Source organism: Caballeronia sp. LZ029 (assembly GCF_031451275.1).
GTDB classification, from domain to species: Bacteria; Pseudomonadota; Gammaproteobacteria; order Burkholderiales; family Burkholderiaceae; genus Caballeronia; species Caballeronia jiangsuensis.
In genome coordinates this window covers 987,048-1,007,533 of record NZ_JARUXO010000001.1, presented here as the reverse complement: position 1 = coordinate 1,007,533, position 20,486 = coordinate 987,048, and the positions used below count along the sequence as shown (strand labels likewise).

The 20,486-nt window shown below is 66.2% G+C and carries 13 protein-coding genes; 5 read left to right on the top strand and 8 right to left on the bottom strand.

The window, feature by feature from the left end:
* Positions 1-408: 408 nt before the first annotated feature.
* From arfB to recC, 4 genes are read right to left on the bottom strand one after another with little or no spacing between them, the layout of a single operon-like run.
* The gene (arfB, locus tag QCE73_RS04660; RefSeq protein WP_309879973.1) at positions 409-822 is read right to left on the bottom strand and encodes an alternative ribosome rescue aminoacyl-tRNA hydrolase ArfB; all 414 of its coding nucleotides are present in this window, start codon (positions 820-822) and stop codon (positions 409-411) included.
* A 25-nt stretch (positions 823-847) separates the two neighbouring features.
* Complete coding sequence (locus tag QCE73_RS04655) at positions 848-2,863, bottom strand: AAA family ATPase (protein ID WP_309879972.1); 2,016 nt, start codon at positions 2,861-2,863, stop codon at positions 848-850.
* Positions 2,860-6,564, bottom strand: a complete 3,705-nt coding sequence (gene recB, locus QCE73_RS04650; protein ID WP_309879971.1) for an exodeoxyribonuclease V subunit beta — start codon at positions 6,562-6,564, stop codon at positions 2,860-2,862. The genes QCE73_RS04655 and recB overlap by 4 nt, the downstream gene beginning before the upstream one ends.
* The gene (gene recC / locus QCE73_RS04645; RefSeq protein ID WP_309879969.1) at positions 6,561-9,959 is read right to left on the bottom strand and encodes an exodeoxyribonuclease V subunit gamma; all 3,399 of its coding nucleotides are present in this window, start codon (positions 9,957-9,959) and stop codon (positions 6,561-6,563) included. The genes recB and recC overlap by 4 nt, the downstream gene beginning before the upstream one ends.
* A 193-nt stretch (positions 9,960-10,152) precedes the next feature.
* Between recC and QCE73_RS04640 the strand changes: the two genes are divergently transcribed.
* Complete coding sequence (locus tag QCE73_RS04640; RefSeq protein WP_309879968.1) at positions 10,153-12,702, top strand: FUSC family membrane protein; 2,550 nt, start codon at positions 10,153-10,155, stop codon at positions 12,700-12,702.
* 14 nt (positions 12,703-12,716) lie between these two features.
* On the opposite strand, the gene QCE73_RS04635 is transcribed toward QCE73_RS04640, so the two are convergent.
* Positions 12,717-12,935 (bottom strand): hypothetical protein, encoded by a 219-nt coding sequence (locus QCE73_RS04635; protein WP_309879967.1) that lies wholly within the window; start codon positions 12,933-12,935, stop codon positions 12,717-12,719.
* Between the two features lie 326 nt (positions 12,936-13,261).
* Positions 13,262-13,735 carry an Lrp/AsnC family transcriptional regulator gene (locus tag QCE73_RS04630; protein WP_014190921.1) on the bottom strand — a complete coding sequence of 158 codons (474 nt, stop codon included), beginning with the start codon at positions 13,733-13,735 and terminating at the stop codon, positions 13,262-13,264.
* 127 nt (positions 13,736-13,862) lie between these two features.
* Here QCE73_RS04630 and QCE73_RS04625 point away from each other — a divergent pair, with 127 nt between their 5' ends.
* On the top strand, positions 13,863-14,462 hold the full coding sequence (locus QCE73_RS04625) for a cysteine dioxygenase family protein (RefSeq protein WP_309879966.1): 600 nt from the start codon (positions 13,863-13,865) through the stop codon (positions 14,460-14,462).
* A gap of 6 nt (positions 14,463-14,468) precedes the next feature.
* On the opposite strand, the gene QCE73_RS04620 is transcribed toward QCE73_RS04625, so the two are convergent.
* Positions 14,469-17,093: a mechanosensitive ion channel family protein gene (locus QCE73_RS04620; protein WP_309879964.1), complete on the bottom strand. Its 2,625-nt coding sequence runs from the start codon at positions 17,091-17,093 to the stop codon at positions 14,469-14,471.
* 115 nt (positions 17,094-17,208) lie between these two features.
* Positions 17,209-17,685 carry a hypothetical protein gene (locus tag QCE73_RS04615; protein WP_051627245.1) on the bottom strand — a complete coding sequence of 159 codons (477 nt, stop codon included), beginning with the start codon at positions 17,683-17,685 and terminating at the stop codon, positions 17,209-17,211.
* A 189-nt stretch (positions 17,686-17,874) separates the two neighbouring features.
* Here QCE73_RS04615 and QCE73_RS04610 point away from each other — a divergent pair, with 189 nt between their 5' ends.
* From QCE73_RS04610 to QCE73_RS04600, 3 genes are all read left to right on the top strand, one after another.
* Entirely contained in the window at positions 17,875-18,456 is a 582-nt protein-coding gene (locus QCE73_RS04610) for a DJ-1/PfpI family protein (RefSeq protein WP_250483367.1), read from the top strand.
* Positions 18,457-18,661: 205 nt separating this feature from the next.
* Complete coding sequence (locus QCE73_RS04605) at positions 18,662-18,961, top strand: hypothetical protein (protein WP_309879963.1); 300 nt, start codon at positions 18,662-18,664, stop codon at positions 18,959-18,961.
* A 533-nt stretch (positions 18,962-19,494) separates the two neighbouring features.
* Positions 19,495-20,328, top strand: a complete 834-nt coding sequence (locus QCE73_RS04600) for an IclR family transcriptional regulator (protein ID WP_035510469.1) — start codon at positions 19,495-19,497, stop codon at positions 20,326-20,328.
* Positions 20,329-20,486: the final 158 nt, after the last annotated feature.

Genomic DNA, 20,486 nt, shown 5'->3' with positions numbered 1-20,486 from the left:
CATGGTCGGGTCCAGGCATCGAGATGCCTGAAAGTGTCAACCATGTCCCCGCGGATCTGTCAGCTATGTCCCCGGTCTATACACTGCTGCAAAGAAAGTAACCAAAGAAAGCAGCTCGTTCAGGCCCGCGGTCACACGCACGTTGGCCATGCTTGCCAGCCGTCCTTGGTCCTTGGCACTCGCCTAAGCATCGCCTTCACAAGAATCATCGGGCTTAGCTCGCGCACCTCTAACGAGCTTGGGATTCAAGCGTCCTTTCAGCACCAAGCTGCACCGGCACACCGTCCTCCGCTAATCTGAAATGCGGACGGAAGACTCTTTCCTGTTTCCGCTGATCGGCCGTAATGCGCCGAGATCATCCTTTCTCGCTCGCGCATGGACGTTCAGCCAAAACCGCAACAAAGCCACTCAATCCCCCCGCACCGGCCCCCTTCCCGCCTTGATCGCGCCGCGCTTCACCTTGCCCTCCACGCGACGCCGTTGCGATGCGCGCGTCGGCTTCGTCGCGATCCGCTTGCGCCGCGTGACGGCGACACTCCGAATGAGCTCATCCAGCCGCGCGAGCGCCGCCGCGCGATTCATGTCCTGCGTGCGATGCTCCTGCGCCTTGATGACGATCACGCCGTCGCGCGTGACGCGGCTGTCGGTGAGCGCGAGCAGCCGATCCTTGATGTACTCCGGCAGCGACGACGCGCGAATGTCGAAGCGCAGATGGATCGCGCTCGACACCTTGTTGACGTTCTGACCGCCCGCGCCTTGCGCGCGCACGGCCGTCAGCTCGATTTCGTTCGGCGGCACAGCGAGGCTGTCGGTCATCGTCATCGGTCGGCTCCTTTTTGTCCTGCGCTCATGTGAGACGCCGCATTCTCGCCGCAAGTCCGGAATCGCGCCGCGTCGGTTCCCTCACGGCCTGCGCGAAAATCGCCGCCGAGCCGATGACTTCCACCCTGCGCTTCGCCCGCGTGATCGCCGTGTACACCAGTTCGCGCGACAGCACGCGCACGAACGCGCCGGGCAACACGAGCGCCGCATGCTCGAATTCCGATCCCTGCGACTTGTGCACCGTCAGCGCGAACGCCGTGTCGTGCGGCGGCAGCGCGGCGGGCGACACGTAACGCAGCGCGCCATCGGCCATTCGGAACGCGACGCGCAGCGATCCGTCCACGCCCGGCAGCGCAATCCCGATATCGCCGTTGAACAGTCCGAGCGCGTAGTCGTTGCGCGTGACGATCACCGGCCGCCCCGCGAACCACTGCGCACCGAGTGCAAGCGCGATGCCCGCCTGTTCGCGCACTTTCGCGGCGATGCGCGCGTTCACTTCATCGACGCCGCGCGGTCCCTTGCGCGTCGCGCACAGCACGCGGAAGCGATTGAGCGCGTCGAAGAGCCGGGCGTGATCGGCCTCTATGCCATCAATCGCGGCGGACAGCGCTTCGGCATACGGCGCGAAACCTTTGGCGAGGCGCGCGAGCGTGCGCTCGGACAGCGCCGCGTCGCCGTCGTCGAACAGCACGGCCGCGCGCGCGCCGGATGGGTCGAGCGCATCGAGCGCGGCCTGTTCGTCGCCGTTGCGAATCGCGATCGAAAGCCGGCCGATGTCCGAATCGAGCCCGAATCGATAATTCTTCTGCAGCCACACGACGCAATCGGTCAGCGCGCCTTCGCCTTCGCCTTCGTCGCCCCGCCCGCTCCAGTCATCGGGCAGCGTATCGAAGAGTGCGCCGTAGCCTTCGGAGTCGTCGGCGGGCGCGCTGTCGAAAAGTCCTAGTTGCGCCTCGCTCTTCGGCGTCCGGCCATGCGGCAACGCCGCTTCGAGCCGTTTCGCATCGATCGATAGCGCCGCCGCGATGCGCGCCTTGCCCGATGCACTGAACGACGGCTGCGCGCTCAGTTCCGCGAACACCGCGCCGGCTTCCACGGCCGACAACTGATCCTTGTCGCCGAGCATCACGAGACGGCTCGCCGGCGCGACCGCTTCGAGCAGATGCGCCGCGAGCGCGACGTCGATCATCGAGGCTTCATCGACGACGATCACGTCATACGGCAAGGGATTGTCGCGATGATGCCGGAAGCGCCCGTCCGACTGCACGCCGAGCAGCCGCTGCAAGGTGAACGACGTGCGCGGCAGACGCTCCGCGAGTTCCGGCGGCAGCTTGTCCGCGCGCTCGATGAGCGCCTCCTGCATCCGTTGCGCGGCTTTGCCGGTCGGCGCGGCGAGCGCGATGCGCACCTCGGGATCGGTATCGAGCAGGCACGCGAGCACGCCGACCACCGTCGTCGTCTTGCCGGTGCCCGGCCCGCCGCTCACGATCGTGAGCCGCCCCGCCAGCGCGACCAGCGCAGCGACACGTTGCCAGTCGATGTCGTCGCCCTCGCGCGGACCGAAATAACGCGCGATGCGCCCGGCCTGCTGCGCGATATCCTCCCGCGAAACGGGCACGCGCGCATCGCGCGAGCGTTCGACGAGCGCCTCCGCGAGCCGCCGCTCGTAGTCGAAGTAACGCGCGAGATAAAGCCGCCCATCTTCGTCGATGACGAGCGGCAACAGATCAGCGGCACTCCCGCGAGCATTACTGCGCGCGAGGCACGCGACGCCGCTCGCGAGCAACGCGTCGCGCGCTTCGTTGAAGTGCGCATCGTGACGCCGGGCGAGTGCGCCGAGCGGCAGGCACACGTGCCCTTGCGCGGTCGCGCGGCTCATCGCGAGCGCGGCGCGTTCGGCCCACAGCACGCTTCGCTCGTCGGCGCCCAGCCGCGCCGCGAGCGCGCTCAGACGCCGCGCGAAGCCTTCGGCGAGCGCCGCGCTTTCGTCCACGGGGGCGGGCACGGGACGCGCCGCTTCCATTGAATCGAGCGTGCTCATGCGACGCCTCCCGACATCAATCGATCGAGCGCCTCGACCAGTTCCAGCGACGGCCGTCCGCGATGCACGCCGCTTGCGGATTCGCCATCTCGCCAGTCGGGACGAACGCCGCGCACGAACAGATACAGATATCCGCCGATATGCTTGTCGTACGCATAGTCCGCCAGGCGCGCGCGCAGATAACGATGCAGCGCCACCACGTAGATGAGCGCCTGAAGGTGATATGCATGTTCCGCCATCGCCACGGCGAGCGGCGCGGCGGCGTAGTCGGAAGCGGCATCGCCCAGATGATTCGACTTCCAGTCGATGATCCAGTAGCGGCCTTCGTGCTCGACGATCATGTCGATGAATCCCTTGATGAACCCGCGCAGCGCGCCGCTTTCGAGGGCGACGTCGGGAAATCCGTGCGCGGCGAGCAAACGCCGCAACGCGGTGAAATCGAGTGTCTGCGCCGGAAACAGGAACTCCAGTTCGTTCATGCGACGCGTCATCGCGATGGTCCGAAGCCGCATGGCGGGCGCGATCTCGGCGGCGACCGTATCGGCAAGCAGACGCAGCATCATGGGCCGCAGGCGCGGGGCGAGCGTGTCCGGCGCGGGCGTCGGATGCTCGTGCAGCGCGCGCTCGACGGCAGCGGGCCAGCCGGACGGCTCGGTGAAATCCGCGAGCTCGAACATGCGATGCAGGCACTCGCCCGCCGCCGCGCCGCGCGGGAACGCGAGTATGTCGTCGGGCGCGAGTTGCGATTCGTCGCGCGCGGATGGCGCTATTCGTGCGGCGTCGTCGAGCGCGGCGAGTTCGTCGTGATCGGGACGCGCTTCGGCTGGCTGCGCCTGGTTCGCCTCGTCGCGCGCACCGGCCGCGATCAGCGAGCTGAAACTCGCCATGCGCCAGCGATCGCGCAGGATGCGCTGATTCACGCGCGCCGCGATCTCGTGCTGATTCGCCGCATCCGCGACGAGCGGCTCGCGCATATCGATGATCGGCAACGGCGCAACGCCGATCGCGCCGTCCGAGCGCGCCGCGACTGCATTCCACGCCGCGACGATATCCGCTTCCTCGGGCGGCTCGTCGCAGAACGCATCGAAATCTTTCCCGCTACCCGCGACGAGCCAGTTGAGCACGCTGCGACGCGATTCCTTCGTCGATCGGTTCGACACATAGAAACCCGCCACGACATAGCAGCGGAACACCGCACGCGTCAACGCGACGTAGACGAGACGCGCGCGCTCGGCCGCCTGCTCGCGCGCGATCGCCGCGCTCACGTGATCGTCTTCATCGCCTTCGATGCCGTAATGGAGCACGGCTTCGCCCGCGTCGTCGTGATATTCGCGCGCATCGGGCAAGCCTGATTTCGACCGCTCGCGCGACGCGCCGTCGTTCAGGAACGGACAGAACACGACCGCATATTCCAGTCCCTTCGACTTGTGAACAGTCACGATCTGCACGAGATTGCGATCGGATTCGAGGCGCAATTGCGCTTCCTCGCCGCCACCCTGCTGCTCGCGTTGCGCGGCAAGCCAGCGCAGCGTCGGCGCGATGCCGGGCTGCTCGGCCGAACGCGCCTGTAGCAACTCCGCCAGATGATTCACATTCGTGAGCCTGCGCTCGCCGTCGGGCCGTGCGACGAGACGCGTCGCGATCGACAGTTCGCGCGCGAGCGTGCGCCACATCACCGCGAAGCCGCGCTCATGCCAGATCGTGCGATAACGCGAGAAACGCTCGACCCAGTTCGTCGAATCGATCGGCTCGCCGTGCGGATCGGCCGCGTCCGCGTGCTCCAGCCGCCAGAGCGCGGCGGCGTCGAGCCCGAACCAGTCGGTCGCGAGCGCCGCGCGCAGACGGCGCAAATCGCCCGGCGTGTCGATGGCGGCGAGCACGCGCTCGATCTGCTCGGCGTCGGGCGAGCCGAACACCGACGCCTGCGCAAGCTCGACGCTGCCGATGCCCCACGCCGCGAGCACGCGCTTCACGAGACTGCCCTGCCGATGCGTCTGCACGAGCACGGCGATATCGCCCGCCGAAAGCGGCGCGCGCCCGATGGTCACCTCGCCGCGCTGCGCACCGCGCAAGAGCCGCGCGATCTCGGCGGCGCAGGCTTCGGCGGCGTCGCGCTGCGCGGTGGTTTTCAGGAGCGCCGATTCGCCGTGCGGCAGCATCCACACGCAGAAATCGGCGATATCGGCATAGGCCGCGGCCGGCGTGCCATCGACGAACGGCCCGCGTTTGCGGGTGCCGGCGCGCACCGGCTGATAGTCGAGCCCGTCGAGAATGAACGCCGCCGGATTCGCTTCGAACACGCGATTGCACGCCTCGATGATCTGCGGCGTCGAGCGCTGATTGACCGCGAGCGTATAGCGCGCGCTCGCGCCGTCGCGCGCCGCGAGATACGTGTGCAGGTCGGCGGCGCGAAAGCTGTAGATCGCCTGCTTCGGATCGCCGACGAGAAAAAGCGGCCCGTGCGGCGCGAACACGCGATTGAAGATCGCGTATTGCAGCGGATCTGTGTCCTGAAATTCGTCGATGAGCGCCGCCGGATAGCGCGCGCGCAATGCCTCGGCGAGCCACGCGTGTTTGACGAGCGCGTGATGCAGGTTCGACAGCAGATCGTCGAACGAGACGACGCGGCGCGCGCGCTTTCGCGCGGCGAGTTCCGCGGGCGCGTGATCGAGCCACTCGCGCACGATGTCGAGCCACATCGCGCGCTGCGACGCCTCGGCTGCGGCGGCGGACGCGGCGAGCGCATCGGCCTGATCGAAAAACGCGTGCGCGGGCGGCGTGTTCTTGCCTTTGGTGCCCTTCGCGAGCGCGGTCGCGGTGAGCTTGAGCGCTTCCTTCGGCGGCGGCGCGTGACAGTCGGCATTGGCGAAATAGTCGGCCCACGCGTCGATGGCCGCGTCGAGGATCGTGCGCTTGTGCGTCGTCTTGTTGAGGATGGCTTCGGCGTCGAAGAGCAGCTTCGCGATGCCGTCGCGCTCGGCGTTCCACAACGCGCAGGCTTCGTCGAACAGCGCCTGCATGTCGGCCGCTTCGGCGGCATTCGTATCGCCGAAGCGCAGCGCCGCGAGCGGCTTTTTCAGACGCCGGGCGAGCTGCGCATCGAGCGATGCCGGCCCCGCGCCCTTCGCGACGAGCCACGACGCGAACGATGGCGTGCGCGCCGCCACCGGCTCCACGCGCTCGCGCCAGAAATCCGCCGCGAGCTCGAAGCGCAGCGCGCTGTCGTCGGCTTCCATCTCGAACGCGAACGGCATTGCGGCGGCGAACGGCGCCTCTTGCAGCGCGCGCTGGCAGAACGCGTGAATCGTGTGGATCGCGGCCTGATCGAAGGTGGACACGGCGATGCGCAGGCGCTTCGCGGCCTCGTCCGCGTCGATCTCGGCGAGCGTCGTTTCGAAGAGCTGCTCGATGAACGGATCGCCGGCCGCATCGCCATTTTCGATCGCATGCGCGACGCCCGCGAGCCGCGAGCGGATGCGCTCGTGCAACTCGGCGGTCGCCGCCTTCGTGAAGGTCACGACGAGAATCTGCTCGACGGACAGGCGCTTCTCGAGCAGCAGGCGCACATACAGCGCGCAGATGTTCCAGGTCTTGCCCGTGCCGGCGGAAGCCTCGATCTGGTTCACGCCATCGAGCGCGCAGGAGAAGACGTCGAGTTCCTGCACGCCGGTGTCATCCATGAATGTCGTGAGGTTGGTCATGCGCCGCTCCGCAGATGTTGCACGAGCGGCTCGAACACGATGCGCGCGAGCGCGGCGAAGGCATCGTCGAGCGCGAGGTCCGCGCCGCGAAACGCGATGCGAAACACCGGATCGTCGGATTCGGCGCGCGTGCGTTCGGACTCCCATGCGGCCTGCGCTTTCGCGTCGCCCTCTTTCACCTTGAGCCATGCGCTCTTCGGAAAGAACCGGAGCGGCATGCGCCGTCCCGCGCGATAGAGCGACGCCAGCGCGGCGAGATGCGCGAGCGGATCGGCGACGGGCGTCAGCTCGAAATCCGCAGATTGCGACCCGCGCCCGTGCCAGATCGTGCGGCGCGGTCCATCGGGCAGCGCGGCGCAATACGCGAGATGCGCGAGCCATGCGGACAAATAGTCTCGCGCACGCGGCGCATCGTAGCGATAGATCACCTGACCTTGCGGCGTCAGCGCATTGAGCGTGCCGACGAGCGTCATCGGACGAACGTCGATGAGTGCGTCGTCATATGCGCCGAAGAGCGCGATGCCCGCGGTGTCGGGCCAGCGCGGCTTGAGATCGAGCGAGAACGGCAGGCGCTCGACACCCGCCGATGTCGAAGCGCGCACGCGTTCGGCCAGTTGCCCGAGCGCGTGAAGCTCGCGCGCCTGCCACACGCCGCCCGTCGCGCCGCCCGGCATTTCCGGACTCGCACGCGCGACACGTCTCGCGCGTTCGCGTGCGGCGCGCTCGCCGTCGTCGGCGGCTTCGAGCAGCGCGGGCAGCACACGCGCGGCGAGCGCATCGCGGCCCGCGAAGCCCAGTTCGAACGGCTCGGTTTCGTCGAGTTCGGCTTCGGCATCGACTAGCGCGATGCCGAGGCGGTCACGCAACAGCGCGCGCGCGGGATGGCGCCAGAAGCGCACGAAGTCGTCGAACGCGACGGTCTGAACGTCCTCCTCCGGCGGCAATGGCGCGGAGAAAAACCGCGCAACGGACTGCGACTTGCCGGATTCCAGTGCGCGAGCCAGCTCGGCGCGCTCGGGCTCGTAGGTGAAGAGCCGGCCGTCAGCGTGAAAGTAGTCCGGCGCATACGGCTGCAACGGATGCTCGAACACGAAACGCGCGCGCGCCGCTTCGAGTTGGTCGGGCGCGGCATGTTTGCCCGCGACGGACTGCGCGAGATAGTCGAGCAGTTCGTCGATGAGCGCGGCGGGCGGCAGTACCGCGTTGTCGCGGATACTGCGCCCGGTGTACGCGATCATGAACCGGTCGCGCGCGGCGAGCATGAGATCGAGGAACAGGTTGCGCTCGTCGTCGCGGCGCTGACGGTCGCCGAGCTTGCCGAAACGCGCCATCAGATCGAACTCGTCGGCGCGCGTGAGGCTCGGCAGCATGCCGTCGTCCATGCCGAGCAGGCAGACCACGCGATACGGCAGGCCGCGCAGGCTCGTCAGCGACGAGAACGTGACGCCGCCCCACGGCACCCCGCCGCGTGCAGGATCGTCGAGCGTATCGGTGAGCGCGGTGCGGATCACGGAAGCCGATACATCGGTCTCGCCCGCGCCTTCGTCCATCGCGACGACGAGCGAATCGATCGCGCTGCGCACGTCGCCGATGGCGTCGGTGAACGCGACGCCCGCGTCGAAGAAACGTTCGAGCGCGTCGAGCAGCAGATCGCCCCAGGCGCGCGCGGTGCGCGAGGTGGCGATGCGCTCGGCGAATGCGTCGATATCATCGACGAAGCGCGTCAGACGGCCGAGCAACTCGGCATCGGACCCGTTCGCGCCTTCGATCGGCAGCCATTCGTCGACAGGCGCGCCGCCGCCCGGCAGCGCGTAACCGAGATAGAGGCGCGTGAGGGCGTCGGCGAACGTGTGGCGCGCGGCGGGCACGTCGGCGGCGGTGACTTCGTCGGGCCGCAATCCGCGACGCGCGCCTGCCGCGGCGAGCCACGCCTGCGCGGTTTCGAGCGCGATGGCGTCGATGCCGTAGCGCGCCGCGATCGCATCCACGCGCAGCCATTCGACGAGTTCGGGCGCGCCGACGCTGCGCTCGGTGAGCGCGAGCCAGTCGATGAGCGCGCGCGCGACCGGATTCGCCTGCGACGGCGGCAGGCCCGTGATGCGATACGGAATGCGCCGCCGCTCGTTGCTCGCGCCCGCGGGCGCGGTGCCGAAGATACCGTCGATGAGCGGCCCCGCCACCGCGAGATCCGGAAAAGCGACGAGCACGTCCGACGGCTCCAGGCCTTCGATCTCGTCGAACCAGTCGAGCAGACGATCGTGCAGCACTTCGAGCTGGCGCGACAGGCTATGACAGACATGCACTTCGATGCCGTTCCCGACGATCGTTTCGGGCTGCGGCTCGACGCTTTCTTCATCGAGCGCGAGGATGCCGTTCTGCACGCGCGCGAGCCACGTCGGCGCGGGATTGTCCTCGAAGAGTTGCCGCTCGCTCGACGCCGCGCTTTCGGTCAGCTCGTGCAGCATGTGCAGTTGCGCCTGCGTTTGTCGGCCCCATTCCGCGAGCAGCGGATGACCGACTTCCTGATAATCGGCTTCGCCCTTCAGTTCGAGTTGCTCGACGCGCGCCTCGCTCACGATGTCGTACCAGAACTCGCGGCAAGGATTCTGCGCATAGACGCGCACGTCGATCCAGCGCGACAGCTCGCGCAACAACGCGATATGCAGCGGCGGCATCGTCGGCAAGGCGAAAACGCTGATGCGGCGCGGCCATTGCGCGTGCATCACGGCATCGAGATCGAGGCCGGACGCATCGGCGAGAAAGCGGTACGCGGGCGGCGTGGGGTCTTTTTCGGCGCCGTTCGCATCGTGTGCGAGGTCCGCGAGCAGCGCGCGCCACAGCGCCGCCTGCCAGCGCTCGTCTTCGCGCTGGATATCGTTCGCGCCCGCGAGACGCGGGCCGCGTGCATCGCTATCGGCGCCGCTGCCCGCGAGAATCGAGCCGCCCGCCTGCCAGTGCGTGAGCCACTCGGGCCGGTATGTCAGATAGTGATCGAAGACCGTCGCGATGCGCCGCGCGAGCTCGTAGCGCATCGAATCGTCGGCGGCGTCGAGATACGTCGATAGCCGCGCCGAATCGCCGATCGACGGATCTTCGAACAGCCGGTAGCAACGCCACGCAAGGCGGTCCGGCGCGAACGGCGAGTGCACGGCCACGGGCAGCACGCGCCCGATCTGCGCCCAGAGCCACTGCGCGAGATAGCAGAAATCGACGTTCGCGCAGATGCCGAAGCGCTCGGCCATGTCGAGTTCGAGCCGCCGCCGCACGGCCGCGCTCGGCACGATGACGGCTTCGCGCGCGAAGGGATCGCTCTCGCGCATCGCGAACGCGTCGAGGTCCTCGAAAAGCGCAGCGGCGAGCGTCTCGTGACGATTCGAATAAAAGAGTTCGAGCATGGAAGCGCCGGTGCTATGCGGTCTGAAATGGCGGGATTTGAAAAGCTTTGTAAGTCCAGGCGCCAGCATAGCAAAGCGGGCGCGGCGACGAGAACCTGGCCGAATGGCCGAGGTCCGAAGCCCGGTAGAGTTGGGTTAGACTCGTTTCTCGCCTCGTCCCCAGAACATCAACGAGCGTCAAAACAGGAAGTCGATGCGTTATTCGTTCGAAATCAGGAAGTTCATTTACAGCCAGTATTTCTTCGGCGGCTTGCGCATCGCTTTGGGCGTGTCGCTGCCCGCCGTCCTGATGCTCATCGTCTTTCATAATCGCGAACTCGGCTTCACGATCGCGACCGGCGCGCTCGGCGCGTGCGTCGTCGACATGCCCGGCCCGCTCAGGCACAAGCACAACGAGATGCTCGCCTGCACGTCGATCGGCTTCCTCGCGGCGCTCGCCACGGGTATCGCGACCGCGCATCCGATCGCGCTCTGGCTGACCATCGTGCCGCTGACTTTCGTGCTGTCGCTGATCGTCGTGTATGGCAATCGCTGGCCGCAGATCAGCTTCGCCACGCTCTTCATGATGGTCGTCACGCTCGAAGAGCATTTCACGCCGATGCAGGCGCTCATCAACGCTTCGTGGATTCTTCTGGGCGGTCTCTGGTACACCTACTGGGCGACGCTCGTCTCCCGCCTGCTCGTGTATCGCATCGAGCAGCAGGCGCTCGCGGAAAGCATTTTCAGTTGCGCGGAGTATCTGCTCGCGCGCGCCGAGTTTTATGACGGCGACGCCGATCTCGACGAGTGTTACCGCATTCTCATCGAGAAGCAGATTGCGGCCGTCGAGCGGCAGGAAGCGGCGCGCGACATCGTGCTGCGCAACCTGCCGAAAGTGAAGAGCGGCAAGCTCGACGCGCGGCGCGCACGGCTCTTCAATCTGTTCATCAACGTGGTGGATCTGCACGAGTTCTTCGTCGGCGCGCATACGGACTATCCGCTCGTCAGAAAGACCTTCGCGGGTTCCGACGTGCTGATTTTCTATCGCGACCTGATGCGCAAGGCGAGCGCGGATCTCGAAGAAATCGGCCTCGCGGTGCTGCAGAACAATCCGGCCGGACGGCAGATCAGCATGAAGGCCGAATTGCGCGCGATCGAATACGAACTCGAACTGATGCGCAAGCACGGTCTGCCGGAGAAGAATCCGGAAGCGTATACAGCGGCGGCGGCGGTGTTCAGGCGGCTCTGGAGCGCGACGCGCCTCATCGACAAGATGCGCCGCCGCACGCGCGACGGCGCGAGCGCGATCGAAACCGAAGTGCAGATCGATCACGCGCTCTCGCGGTTCATATCGAGCCGGCGCGTGCCGTTCATGCAGATATTTTCGAATCTCACGATGTCCTCGCCGAGCTTCCGACACGCGCTGCGCGTGACGATCGCGGTGGGCATCGGCTTCTGGCTCGGACGGCTGCTGCCGCTCACGAACGCGTACTGGATCGTGATGACGACCGTCATCATCCTGAAGCCCGGCTACTCGCTCACGAAGCAGCGCAATACGCAGCGGATCATCGGCACGGCGATCGGCTGCGCGGTGACCATCGCGCTGATTCTGTTCGTGAAGGAGCCGCATATCCTGCTCGTCGTGATGTTCGCGTCGATGGTCATGAGCTATAGCCTCCTGCTCTTCAACTACGCGGCGAGCGTCGTGTTCACGTCGTCGTATGTGCTTCTGATGTTCCACCTGCTCGCGCCCGGCAGCTTGCGGCTCATCGGCGAGCGCGCGATCGATACCGTCGTCGGCTGCGCGATCGCCATCGCGGCGAGCCATCTCTTCCCTTATTGGGAATACCGGTTGATGGGCAAGCTCGTGAAGGATCTGCTCGCCGCGACGCGCAATTATCTGGAAGCAAGCTGGTGGTGGCGAGCGAAGCCGGCCACGCCGGCGGAAAAGGCGCGCGCCGCTTCTTCGTCGGCGGTGGAAACGCCCGTCGATCGCGCGGTGTTCGCCGATGCCAATGCGGGCGCGGTGGCGTCGTCATCGGTTGTCGAGGCGCCCGCGCAAACCGTGACGATGACAGCCGTGGCGGCCAACGAGCCGAACGCCACCACGCCGCCGCTCGATCCGGCCGTGGTCGCCGATTCGGCGATGAAAGCCGCGAGCGCGACGGCGCAGCGCTTGTCGTCGGTGAGTATCGGGGAGAGCACGGCGGCGACGGCGAGCAAGGGCGCGTCCGCTGCTGCGACGGTCGCCGCAACCGCGCTCGACCGCGACTTCCGTTACCGGCTCGCGCGCAAGAACGTGCATATCGCTTTCGCCAATCTCGCGCAGGCGTTCCAGCGCATGATGCTGGAGCCGAAGGCGCAGCAAAGGTACGTCGCCGAATTGAACGATCTGCTCGTGCAAAGCCATGTGCTCGCCTCGCAGATCACGGCCGCCGCGCCGCTTTTGCAGTCGCTCAACGAAGCGGGCGGCCAGCCGTTCGAACCGGTGCAGCGCACCTTCGGCGTCGTGCGCGAGAACCTCGCCGACGCCGTGGGCGAACTGCCGGCCGCGCCGAAGCCCGATGCGCCGCCCGCACAGGCGGACGCGCTCAAGGAACTGCGGCGCGATCTGGACAAAATGGTCGTCGATGCCGAGCGCGCACAATCGCTGTCCGCCGATGCGCTTCACGACCTCAAGCTGCTCGCGCATCAATGCAAGCAGATGCTGACGGCGTCATCGCTCATCGGCAAGGACGCTGCGCAGATTCGCCTGCCGGTGTGAACGCCGCTCAGGCGCTACTGCGATGCGCCGATCGCAGGGACCGCGGGACGCACGTCGCTCGCGGCCGACGGTTGCGCGTCTTGCTGATCGAACTCGCGCTTTTCGCGAATCGCGTTGAAGAGAATCGTGCCGATCACGAGCAGCACCACGACAACGATGAACACGCTGACGGCGCGGGTCGGGTTCTTCGGCTTACCGTCCGGGGGGCGAGAATCGCGGGGGTCGTGGTTCATGAAAAGGTTCGTGGCGACGTTTCGGGAGTGACCCGACATGGTACCCGTATCGGGTTTCAGTTGGATTGCGGGGCGCGTCGATTCGCGGCACTTGAGCTCATGTCGTTTCGATACGCGCACGCCGGTCGCGAAATTCTCTGCTGCACCGCGCCGCTTGAAGAGAGCCCGTCCGGACGACGATACTGAATGCTATTCCATGCGCGTCCGATCCCGGCGAGGGTGGAAGGTGCAGGTGCCGGGATTACCTGTGACCGGACGTGATGAGCCGCCCGCCCGGGCGGCCTTTTTTTTGTTTCATCATCCTAAGTTAATGCACTCGCCCGCGCTCAAGGCGCAAGCGTCGGGCGAACCGGCAGCGCCGTCGAATACTTGATCTGCTCCATCGCGAAACTGGAACTCACGTCGTACAAAGGCACCGCGCGAATGAGTTGCTTGTATACGCGGTCGTAATCGTCGATATCCGACACCACGACGCGCAACAGATAGTCGGTTTCGCCGCTCATCCGATACACCTCGACCACTTCCGGAATATCGCGGACCGCGCGCGTGAAATCCTCCGCCCACGTCTGCGTGTGCTGATTCGTGCGCACCGCGACGAATACCGTCGTACCGACGCCCAGTTTTTTCGGATCGCATAGCGCCACCTGCGCGCGGATCACGCCCGTCTCTTTGAGACGCTGCACGCGCTTCCAGCAAGGCGTCTGCGACAGATTCACTCGTTGCGCGAGTTCCGCGATGGGCATCGTCACGTCGTTCTGCAGCAATTCGAGCAGTTTGCGGTCGATGAGGTCCATTCCCATGCTGCACCCCTTATAGGAAATTATTCTATTTCTCGATGGTCGAGCGAAATTATATGGAAACTAATTCTGGAGGCAAGCCGGTATAAATGAGTGGATCAGCTAACAACGAAAAGACGGCTCATCCACTATGCAACTCGAACATGTCAGCCGCCCGGCGCGGCCCTTCCCTCCGGCTTCGCCGGCGTCCGAATCCGCTGCCTGCCGGAGCCCCGCGCTCGAACGACTGTGCCGCGAGCTGGATGCGGCTTTCGCGGCCGCCGAAACGGGTCCGCAGGCTGCGTTCGGGCAGCGGGTGCGACTCGCGCTGCAACGGGCGATCGCCGATCCGGAAGTTCTGCGCCCCGATCAGCGCGCGGGCAATCCGCAGACCTATTGCCGCCATCTGCTTGCCGCCGATCCGCTCAACCGCTATGCGATCGCCGCGCTCGTCTGGGCGCCGGGACAGGCGAGCCCGGTGCATGGTCATCGGACGTGGTGCGGCTATGCGGTGATGGAAGGCACGCTAGAGGAAACGCTGTATCGCTGGGACGCGGCCGAGCATCGCGCGATCGAAACGCGGCGTCATCCACGCCCGCCGGGCGCGGTGTCGTATGTGGGCGCAGGACGCGGCGCGATTCATCAGCTCGGCCTGTGCGCCGATGCCGCCGCGCGCGCCGTGTCGCTGCATGTCTACGGCGTTGCGGGCGAGCAGATCGCCACGCACGTCAACGATCTGCTTGCCGCCTGAGCAGGCTCAGCCCTTTCCCGGCTCGGACGCCGTCGGGATCTGCGGCGGAATCTGCACGGACTGATCGGTCGGCGGGGGCGCGGGTTGCGGCTCGTGCGACACGTCGCGCGCCGCGGCTGTCGCCTCTTCTTCCGCCGCCGGCGGCGCCGCGCCCGTCCAGATGCGCCGCGCGCGCTCGCGCCCTTCGGCGGCGTCGGCGCCGAGCATCGCATCGCGGGTCATCTGCACGTGCATCTGCGGCACCGGAATCTCCATGCCGGCTTCGTCCATCTTGCGCTTGATGCGCAAATTGAACGCCCGCGCGACGCTCCATTGCTGTAGCGGCCGCGTCTTGATCTGCCCTTTCACGACCATCCAGTTCGGATCGAAACGGTCCAGTCCCCACACCTCGACCGGTCCCAGCATCTCAAGCCGATAGCGGAAATCGTCCATCAGCTCGGCGCCGACTTCGCGGATCATCTGCGTGACTTGATCGACATCGGCCGAAAACGGCACGCGCACCTCGAACACCGCATACGCGAAATCGCGCGACAGGTTCTTGACCGTCTTGATCTGCGAGAACGGGATCGCGTGGATCGCGCCCTGACCGTCGCGCAGGCGCACGGTGCGAATCGTCAGGCTTTCGACGATGCCCGCGTGACCGCCCTCCACCTCGATCGAATCGCCGACCGAGATCGTGTCCTCGATGATGATGAAGAGCCCCGTGATCAGATCCGCGACGAGCGACTGCGCGCCGAAGCCGACCGCGAGACCGATCACGCCCGCGCCCGCGAGCAGCGGCGTCACGTTGAGGCCGAGATTCGCGGCGGTGACGATCGCCGCGACCGTCAGCAGGAACACGAACACGACGTTGCGCACGAGCGGCAGCATCGTGCGGGCGCGCATGCTCGGGCCGCGCCCGCCGCGCCGCGTCGCGTCCGGCCTGAGCGCTTCCTGAATGCCCGTGTCGATGAGAATCCAGATCAGCCACACGACGAAGAACGTCAGCACGATCATCGCGACCGCGTGCGTGATGCCGCGCGCGGCGACGCTCTCCTCGGCCATGTGGGCGAGCGAAAAGCCCCAGAAACGCGACGACAGTTCGAGGAACACGAGCCACACGCCGACCACGATCATCGTGCCGACGAACTTGACGAGCCTGCGCACATACGCCGATTGCCGGCGCGGTTTGCGCGACTTGGGCCGTGTGATGCGCACGATGATCGCGGAAAGGAAGAACGCGATGACGAGCAGGCCCGCCGTCGCGATCGCCATCTGCAACACGTTCTCCGACGTGCCGATGCCCATCAGCGTCGCCACCACCGACGCCGACGCGAGTAGCAAGAGCGGCAGTTGCCACAGCGACGCGACCACTTCGAAGGTTTCGGTCGCGGCCTTGCGCGTGTTGCGCTGCTCGTAGCTCCGGCTGCGAATCAGATGCGCGACGGGCCGCTGGAACGCGAGCGCGAAATACGCGGTGAGGCCCGCCGCGCCCATATTCGCGCAGGTCGAGATGAGGCCGGCGAGATTGGTGCCCAGTTGCTGCGCGACGTCGTAATTGGCGGCGGCGTCGCCGAGCGCGCCGAGCGTGCCGATCAGGAACAGGAGCCGCCGCGCGCGGATGATCAGCAGGTTCACCGCGACGCGGCGGTGCGCCGAGCCGAACAGCGAGAACATGATGAGACAGATCGCAGAAAACACCGCGCCTGCGACGATCGCGTACGCGGTGACCATCGCGAGCGTGCGACCGAGCGACAGCGGCATGTAATGCGTGAAGGTCAGCGCCGCGAGAAACGCGAACAGATACGGCGCCACGCGGCGCAGCGTGAAGAGCAGCAGTTCGCGCGTCGTCGGATTCGAGTGCAGGCCGGTGTCGATGCCGTAACGCGCCTGCACGCGCCGCTGCAGATAGACGAGCGTCAGCGCGCAGGCGCCCCAGCCGGCGAGCATCGCAAAGAAGTTGAAGAGCGTGCGGCCGAACGTCTCGCGGCTCTGGCTCGTGACGATCGTGAAAAGCTCGTTGCCGGCGGCGTTGAAACGTCCGATCCAATAGGCGATCGGCGTCTTCCCGCGTTTCACGTCCGCTTCGATATTGGTGAGCGCCGACGCGATCGCGCCGAGCAGCCCCGCGTTCTGCGCGATGGTCGCTACCACCGACGATGCCGTCGAGCCGGACGTCGGCGTCGCGCCTGCCGCGGCCGTGCCGCTCGCGGCGGCGTCCGTCGTCGCGGAAGCCGCCGCCGCGCCGGACGCGGGAACGGTGGCGTCGGCCGCGCGTTTTGCATCGCGCAGATGCTTCAGTTGCGAAACGAGCGCGGCGCGCTGCTTGTCGCTGTCGAGCGTGGAGATGACGTTGTCGAGCGAGCGCACCATGTCGGCATCGGACATGGCGGGCGCGGACGCGGCATCCGGCGCGGATGCAGGCGCGGCCGGCGTGATCAGTTCCTGAAAAGTGGGCAGCGTGAGCGCGGGAGCAGCTTGGGCGGCGGACGTCGAGAGCGCGATCGACGCGACGAGCACCAACGACATGACAAGCGAAAAACCGCGCGACGCGTGGCGCACGAGCGCGGCGGAAAAAAGCGCGAGCGCCGCCATCCAGGACATCGCGACAGACGCCGCCGCGCGCACGGGCGCGAGCTTGCGTAACTTCATAACGGTCTCGATTTCTGAAAGACCGCCAGTTTAGCGGCTGCGACAGGAACGCCGCCCAACCGGGACGTAACCGAATGTTAAGCGGATTCGCCCGGTTTTCTCAGACGAATGAGCGCTATTTATCGATTTCCGTGCGGGTGCCGCTGCTGCCGTCGGCTGCCGGGCTCGCGACCGAACCTTGCGCACTCGCCTGCGGATTCGACGCGCCGCCGCTCGTCGCGGACCATTCCTGCAATTTGCGTCCCGCCGATTGCAGGCCGGCGCCCGTCGCGCTCGCGGCATTGTTGATGGCGGCGTTCGTGGCGCTCGCGGCGCTGTCGAAATTCGATCGCGCGGATGCGGCGACGCTGCTCGCCGACACGTCGGGCATCGATCCGGCGTTATCGACATTCTGTTGCGCCGACTGCTTGGCCGCATCGACCTTCGCGCCGACATAGCTCGCCGCCTGATCGAACTTCTGGCTCGTCTGGCTCGCGAGGTTGTTGAATGCGCCCGCGGCCTGTCCCGCGGTTGCGTCGTGCTTCTCGCACGCGGCCAGCACGCCGAGCGCGGCGAGCGCCACGGCGATGCGGCTCATGGGATTCATTTGCATGGTGTTACCTTCTGCCCGATTCGTGATCTCGAAAGTCGCGCACATCATACGCTGCCGCTGCGACATCGCTCGGCAATGCAGTTCCGGCGTGTCACATGCGAAGCGTGACATGAATAGTAGACTGGTCCGCGTTGCGCGCTTTGCGCGGCACGGTGCATCCGACAACCCCTTTCCTGACGAGGTCTAGCGATGGCTGCGAAGAAGATTCTTTTCCTCACCGGCGATTTTGCCGAGGACTATGAAACGATGGTCCCGTTCCAGGCGCTGCAGGCCGTCGGCCATACGGTCGATGCAGTCTGTCCGGGCAAGCGTCGCGGCGACTACGTGAAAACGGCGATCCACGATTTCGAGGGCGACCAGACCTATACGGAGAAGCCCGGCCATCGCTTCACGCTCAACGCGAGCTTCGACGATGTCGATCCGGCCCGTTACGACGCCCTCGCGATCGCGGGCGGCCGCGCGCCGGAATATCTGCGGCTCGACGATCGCGTACTGGAACTGGTGCGCCATTTCGCGCAGTCGAACAAGCCGATCGCCGCTGTCTGCCACGGCGCTCAGGTGCTCGCGGCGGCGGGCGTGATCGAGGGACGCCGCATTTCCGCCTATCCGGCCTGCGCGCCGGAGGTGCGGCTCGCCGGCGCGACTTTCGCCGATATCGCCGTGGACGATGCCGTGACCGATGCGAATTTCGTGACCGCGCCCGCATGGCCCGCGCATCCGGCGTGGATCAGGCAGTTTCTTACGCTGCTCGGCACGCGAATCGAACTCTGAAACCTTGCATCGCAGGGGAACCTGACTGGCGCGCGAGGGCCGCGCCAGTCCTTACGAACACCTGCCAACGCAAGCGCCGCCCGTGAAAAGCGGGGAATAGAATCTTCCCTCTACATTTAAGAGACTTCTGGTTTTGGAGCGTATCGGGCTGACATATATTCGCGGGCGTCCCGCCCCCCACTAAGTCTCTCGCTCCATGCTTCTCATGAATTTCGCTGTCGCCCTGGTCGCAGGGTTGATTCTGTTCGAGCCGTTCACTCGCGCCCCCGTCTCCCGCTTCACCACGCCCCGCATGCGCCGCAATCTCGCCAACCGGTCGTTTTATCAGGCCGGCGTGGCATTTCTGACGGCGTTGTTCATCGCGACGAGCCCGCCCGCGCCGGAACGCATTTCCCCGCTCGTGGTGCTGGCCGTCGCTCTGCTGCTCGTATGCGCGAGCGTCTACTGGATTGCGCGCGGCAAACGCCTGCTCAGGCAGCCTCGCGTGTTCAACAACATGTACTGATTTCCTCGACGCGGCGCCCGGTGCGCCGCGTTTTGACATCGCGCGGTGAAGGTCTTCGCCGCCGATTTCCCGCCTCGCACCACCCTTCCCCTGCATCCCGATTCAACGACCGCGAGCGGCATCCAGGCGGCTCGTAGCCGTTCAGGTATATTCGCCAACGCGCTTGGACTAAGCGAGTACGAAAAAAAAAGGCGCTACGTTGCCGTAGCGCCTTAAAAGTTCTAGCCATTCCGAGGGCCGTGCTAGAACCTGAGAGCCTGTATTTCGAGCCCTGAGCGGAAAGCGCCGATGCGCACATCACCGCGGTTTCGAAATTCGGTTCCATTTTTTCCGGGATCGCTGCCCAAGTCAAGCAAAACTTCACGGTCCGGGCAACTGCCCAAGTTCCGTTCAAGGTGCGACTGTTGCGGGAAAAGTTACATCGTGTATGCAGCTTATCGTGAAGGCTTGCATCGTTTGCAAGTTTCGCGGCGTCACCCTGTAGAATTGCGACCCATCATCGAATAAAACAATGTTTCACAAAACGAATGCCTATGCAAAATGAACGGTCGCCAGGCCGGGAACGCGCCCGGGAGAAAGACGGCGAAGAAGTCACGGCGCTCGCCCGCGGGCTCGACGTGTTGCGCCGGATCGCCGCCGCGGATGCGCCCGTCAGCAATCGCGAACTGACCGACTGGACCGGCATCCCCAAGCCGACGGTATCGCGCATCACCGCGACGCTCGTCGGCGCCGGCCTGCTGCTGCGATTGCCCGACAGCGAGCGGTTCGTGCTGACCGCTTCGGTTCTCGAACTGAGCAACGGATTCTTACGCAACTTCGATATTCGTGCTCGGGCGCGCCCGTTCCTCATCCGGCTCGCGGAACGTACCGGCCTGTCCGTCCACCTCGCCGTGCGCGATCGTCTTGAGATGGTTGTAATCGATGCCATTCGGCCGCGATCCGCCGTGCTGGTTTCGCGGCTCGAAGTCGGCGGCAGGATGGACCTGTGCCGCACGGCGGTCGGCCGCGCTTATCTCGCCGTGCTGTCGGAGCCGGATCGGCGCGCGCTCATCGGCAGTCTGCAGACCGCATCGGGCGATGACTGGCCGGCCATCGCGGGCGGCTTGCAGCGCGGCCTCGACGATGCCTTGCGCCTCGGCTTCGCGACCTCCGTCGGCGAATGGCACCAGGGGCTGAACGCGGTCGCGGCGGGCTTCGTCGGGCCGTCGGAGGAACGGTATTCGGTCAATTGCGGCGGGGCAGCGCATCAGTGCCCGCAAGACATACTCACCGGCGAAGTCGCGCCGGCCCTGCTCGATTGCATCGAGCAGATCACCCGCGAGATCGGCGGCTCGCGCGCGACGAACGCGATACGCGCCGCCGGTTAGACTACGCGACTGCACGGCGCGCGAGCGAAGCCCATCGAAAGCTCGCGTCGGCGCCCGTGTAACAGTCGTAATCAACAGAAAGAATGGCCGGTAGACGGCCTCGGGTGCGAGACGTAGCATCATGCTTCGCGCGCACCGGGGCCGCGCCGGATTCCCGG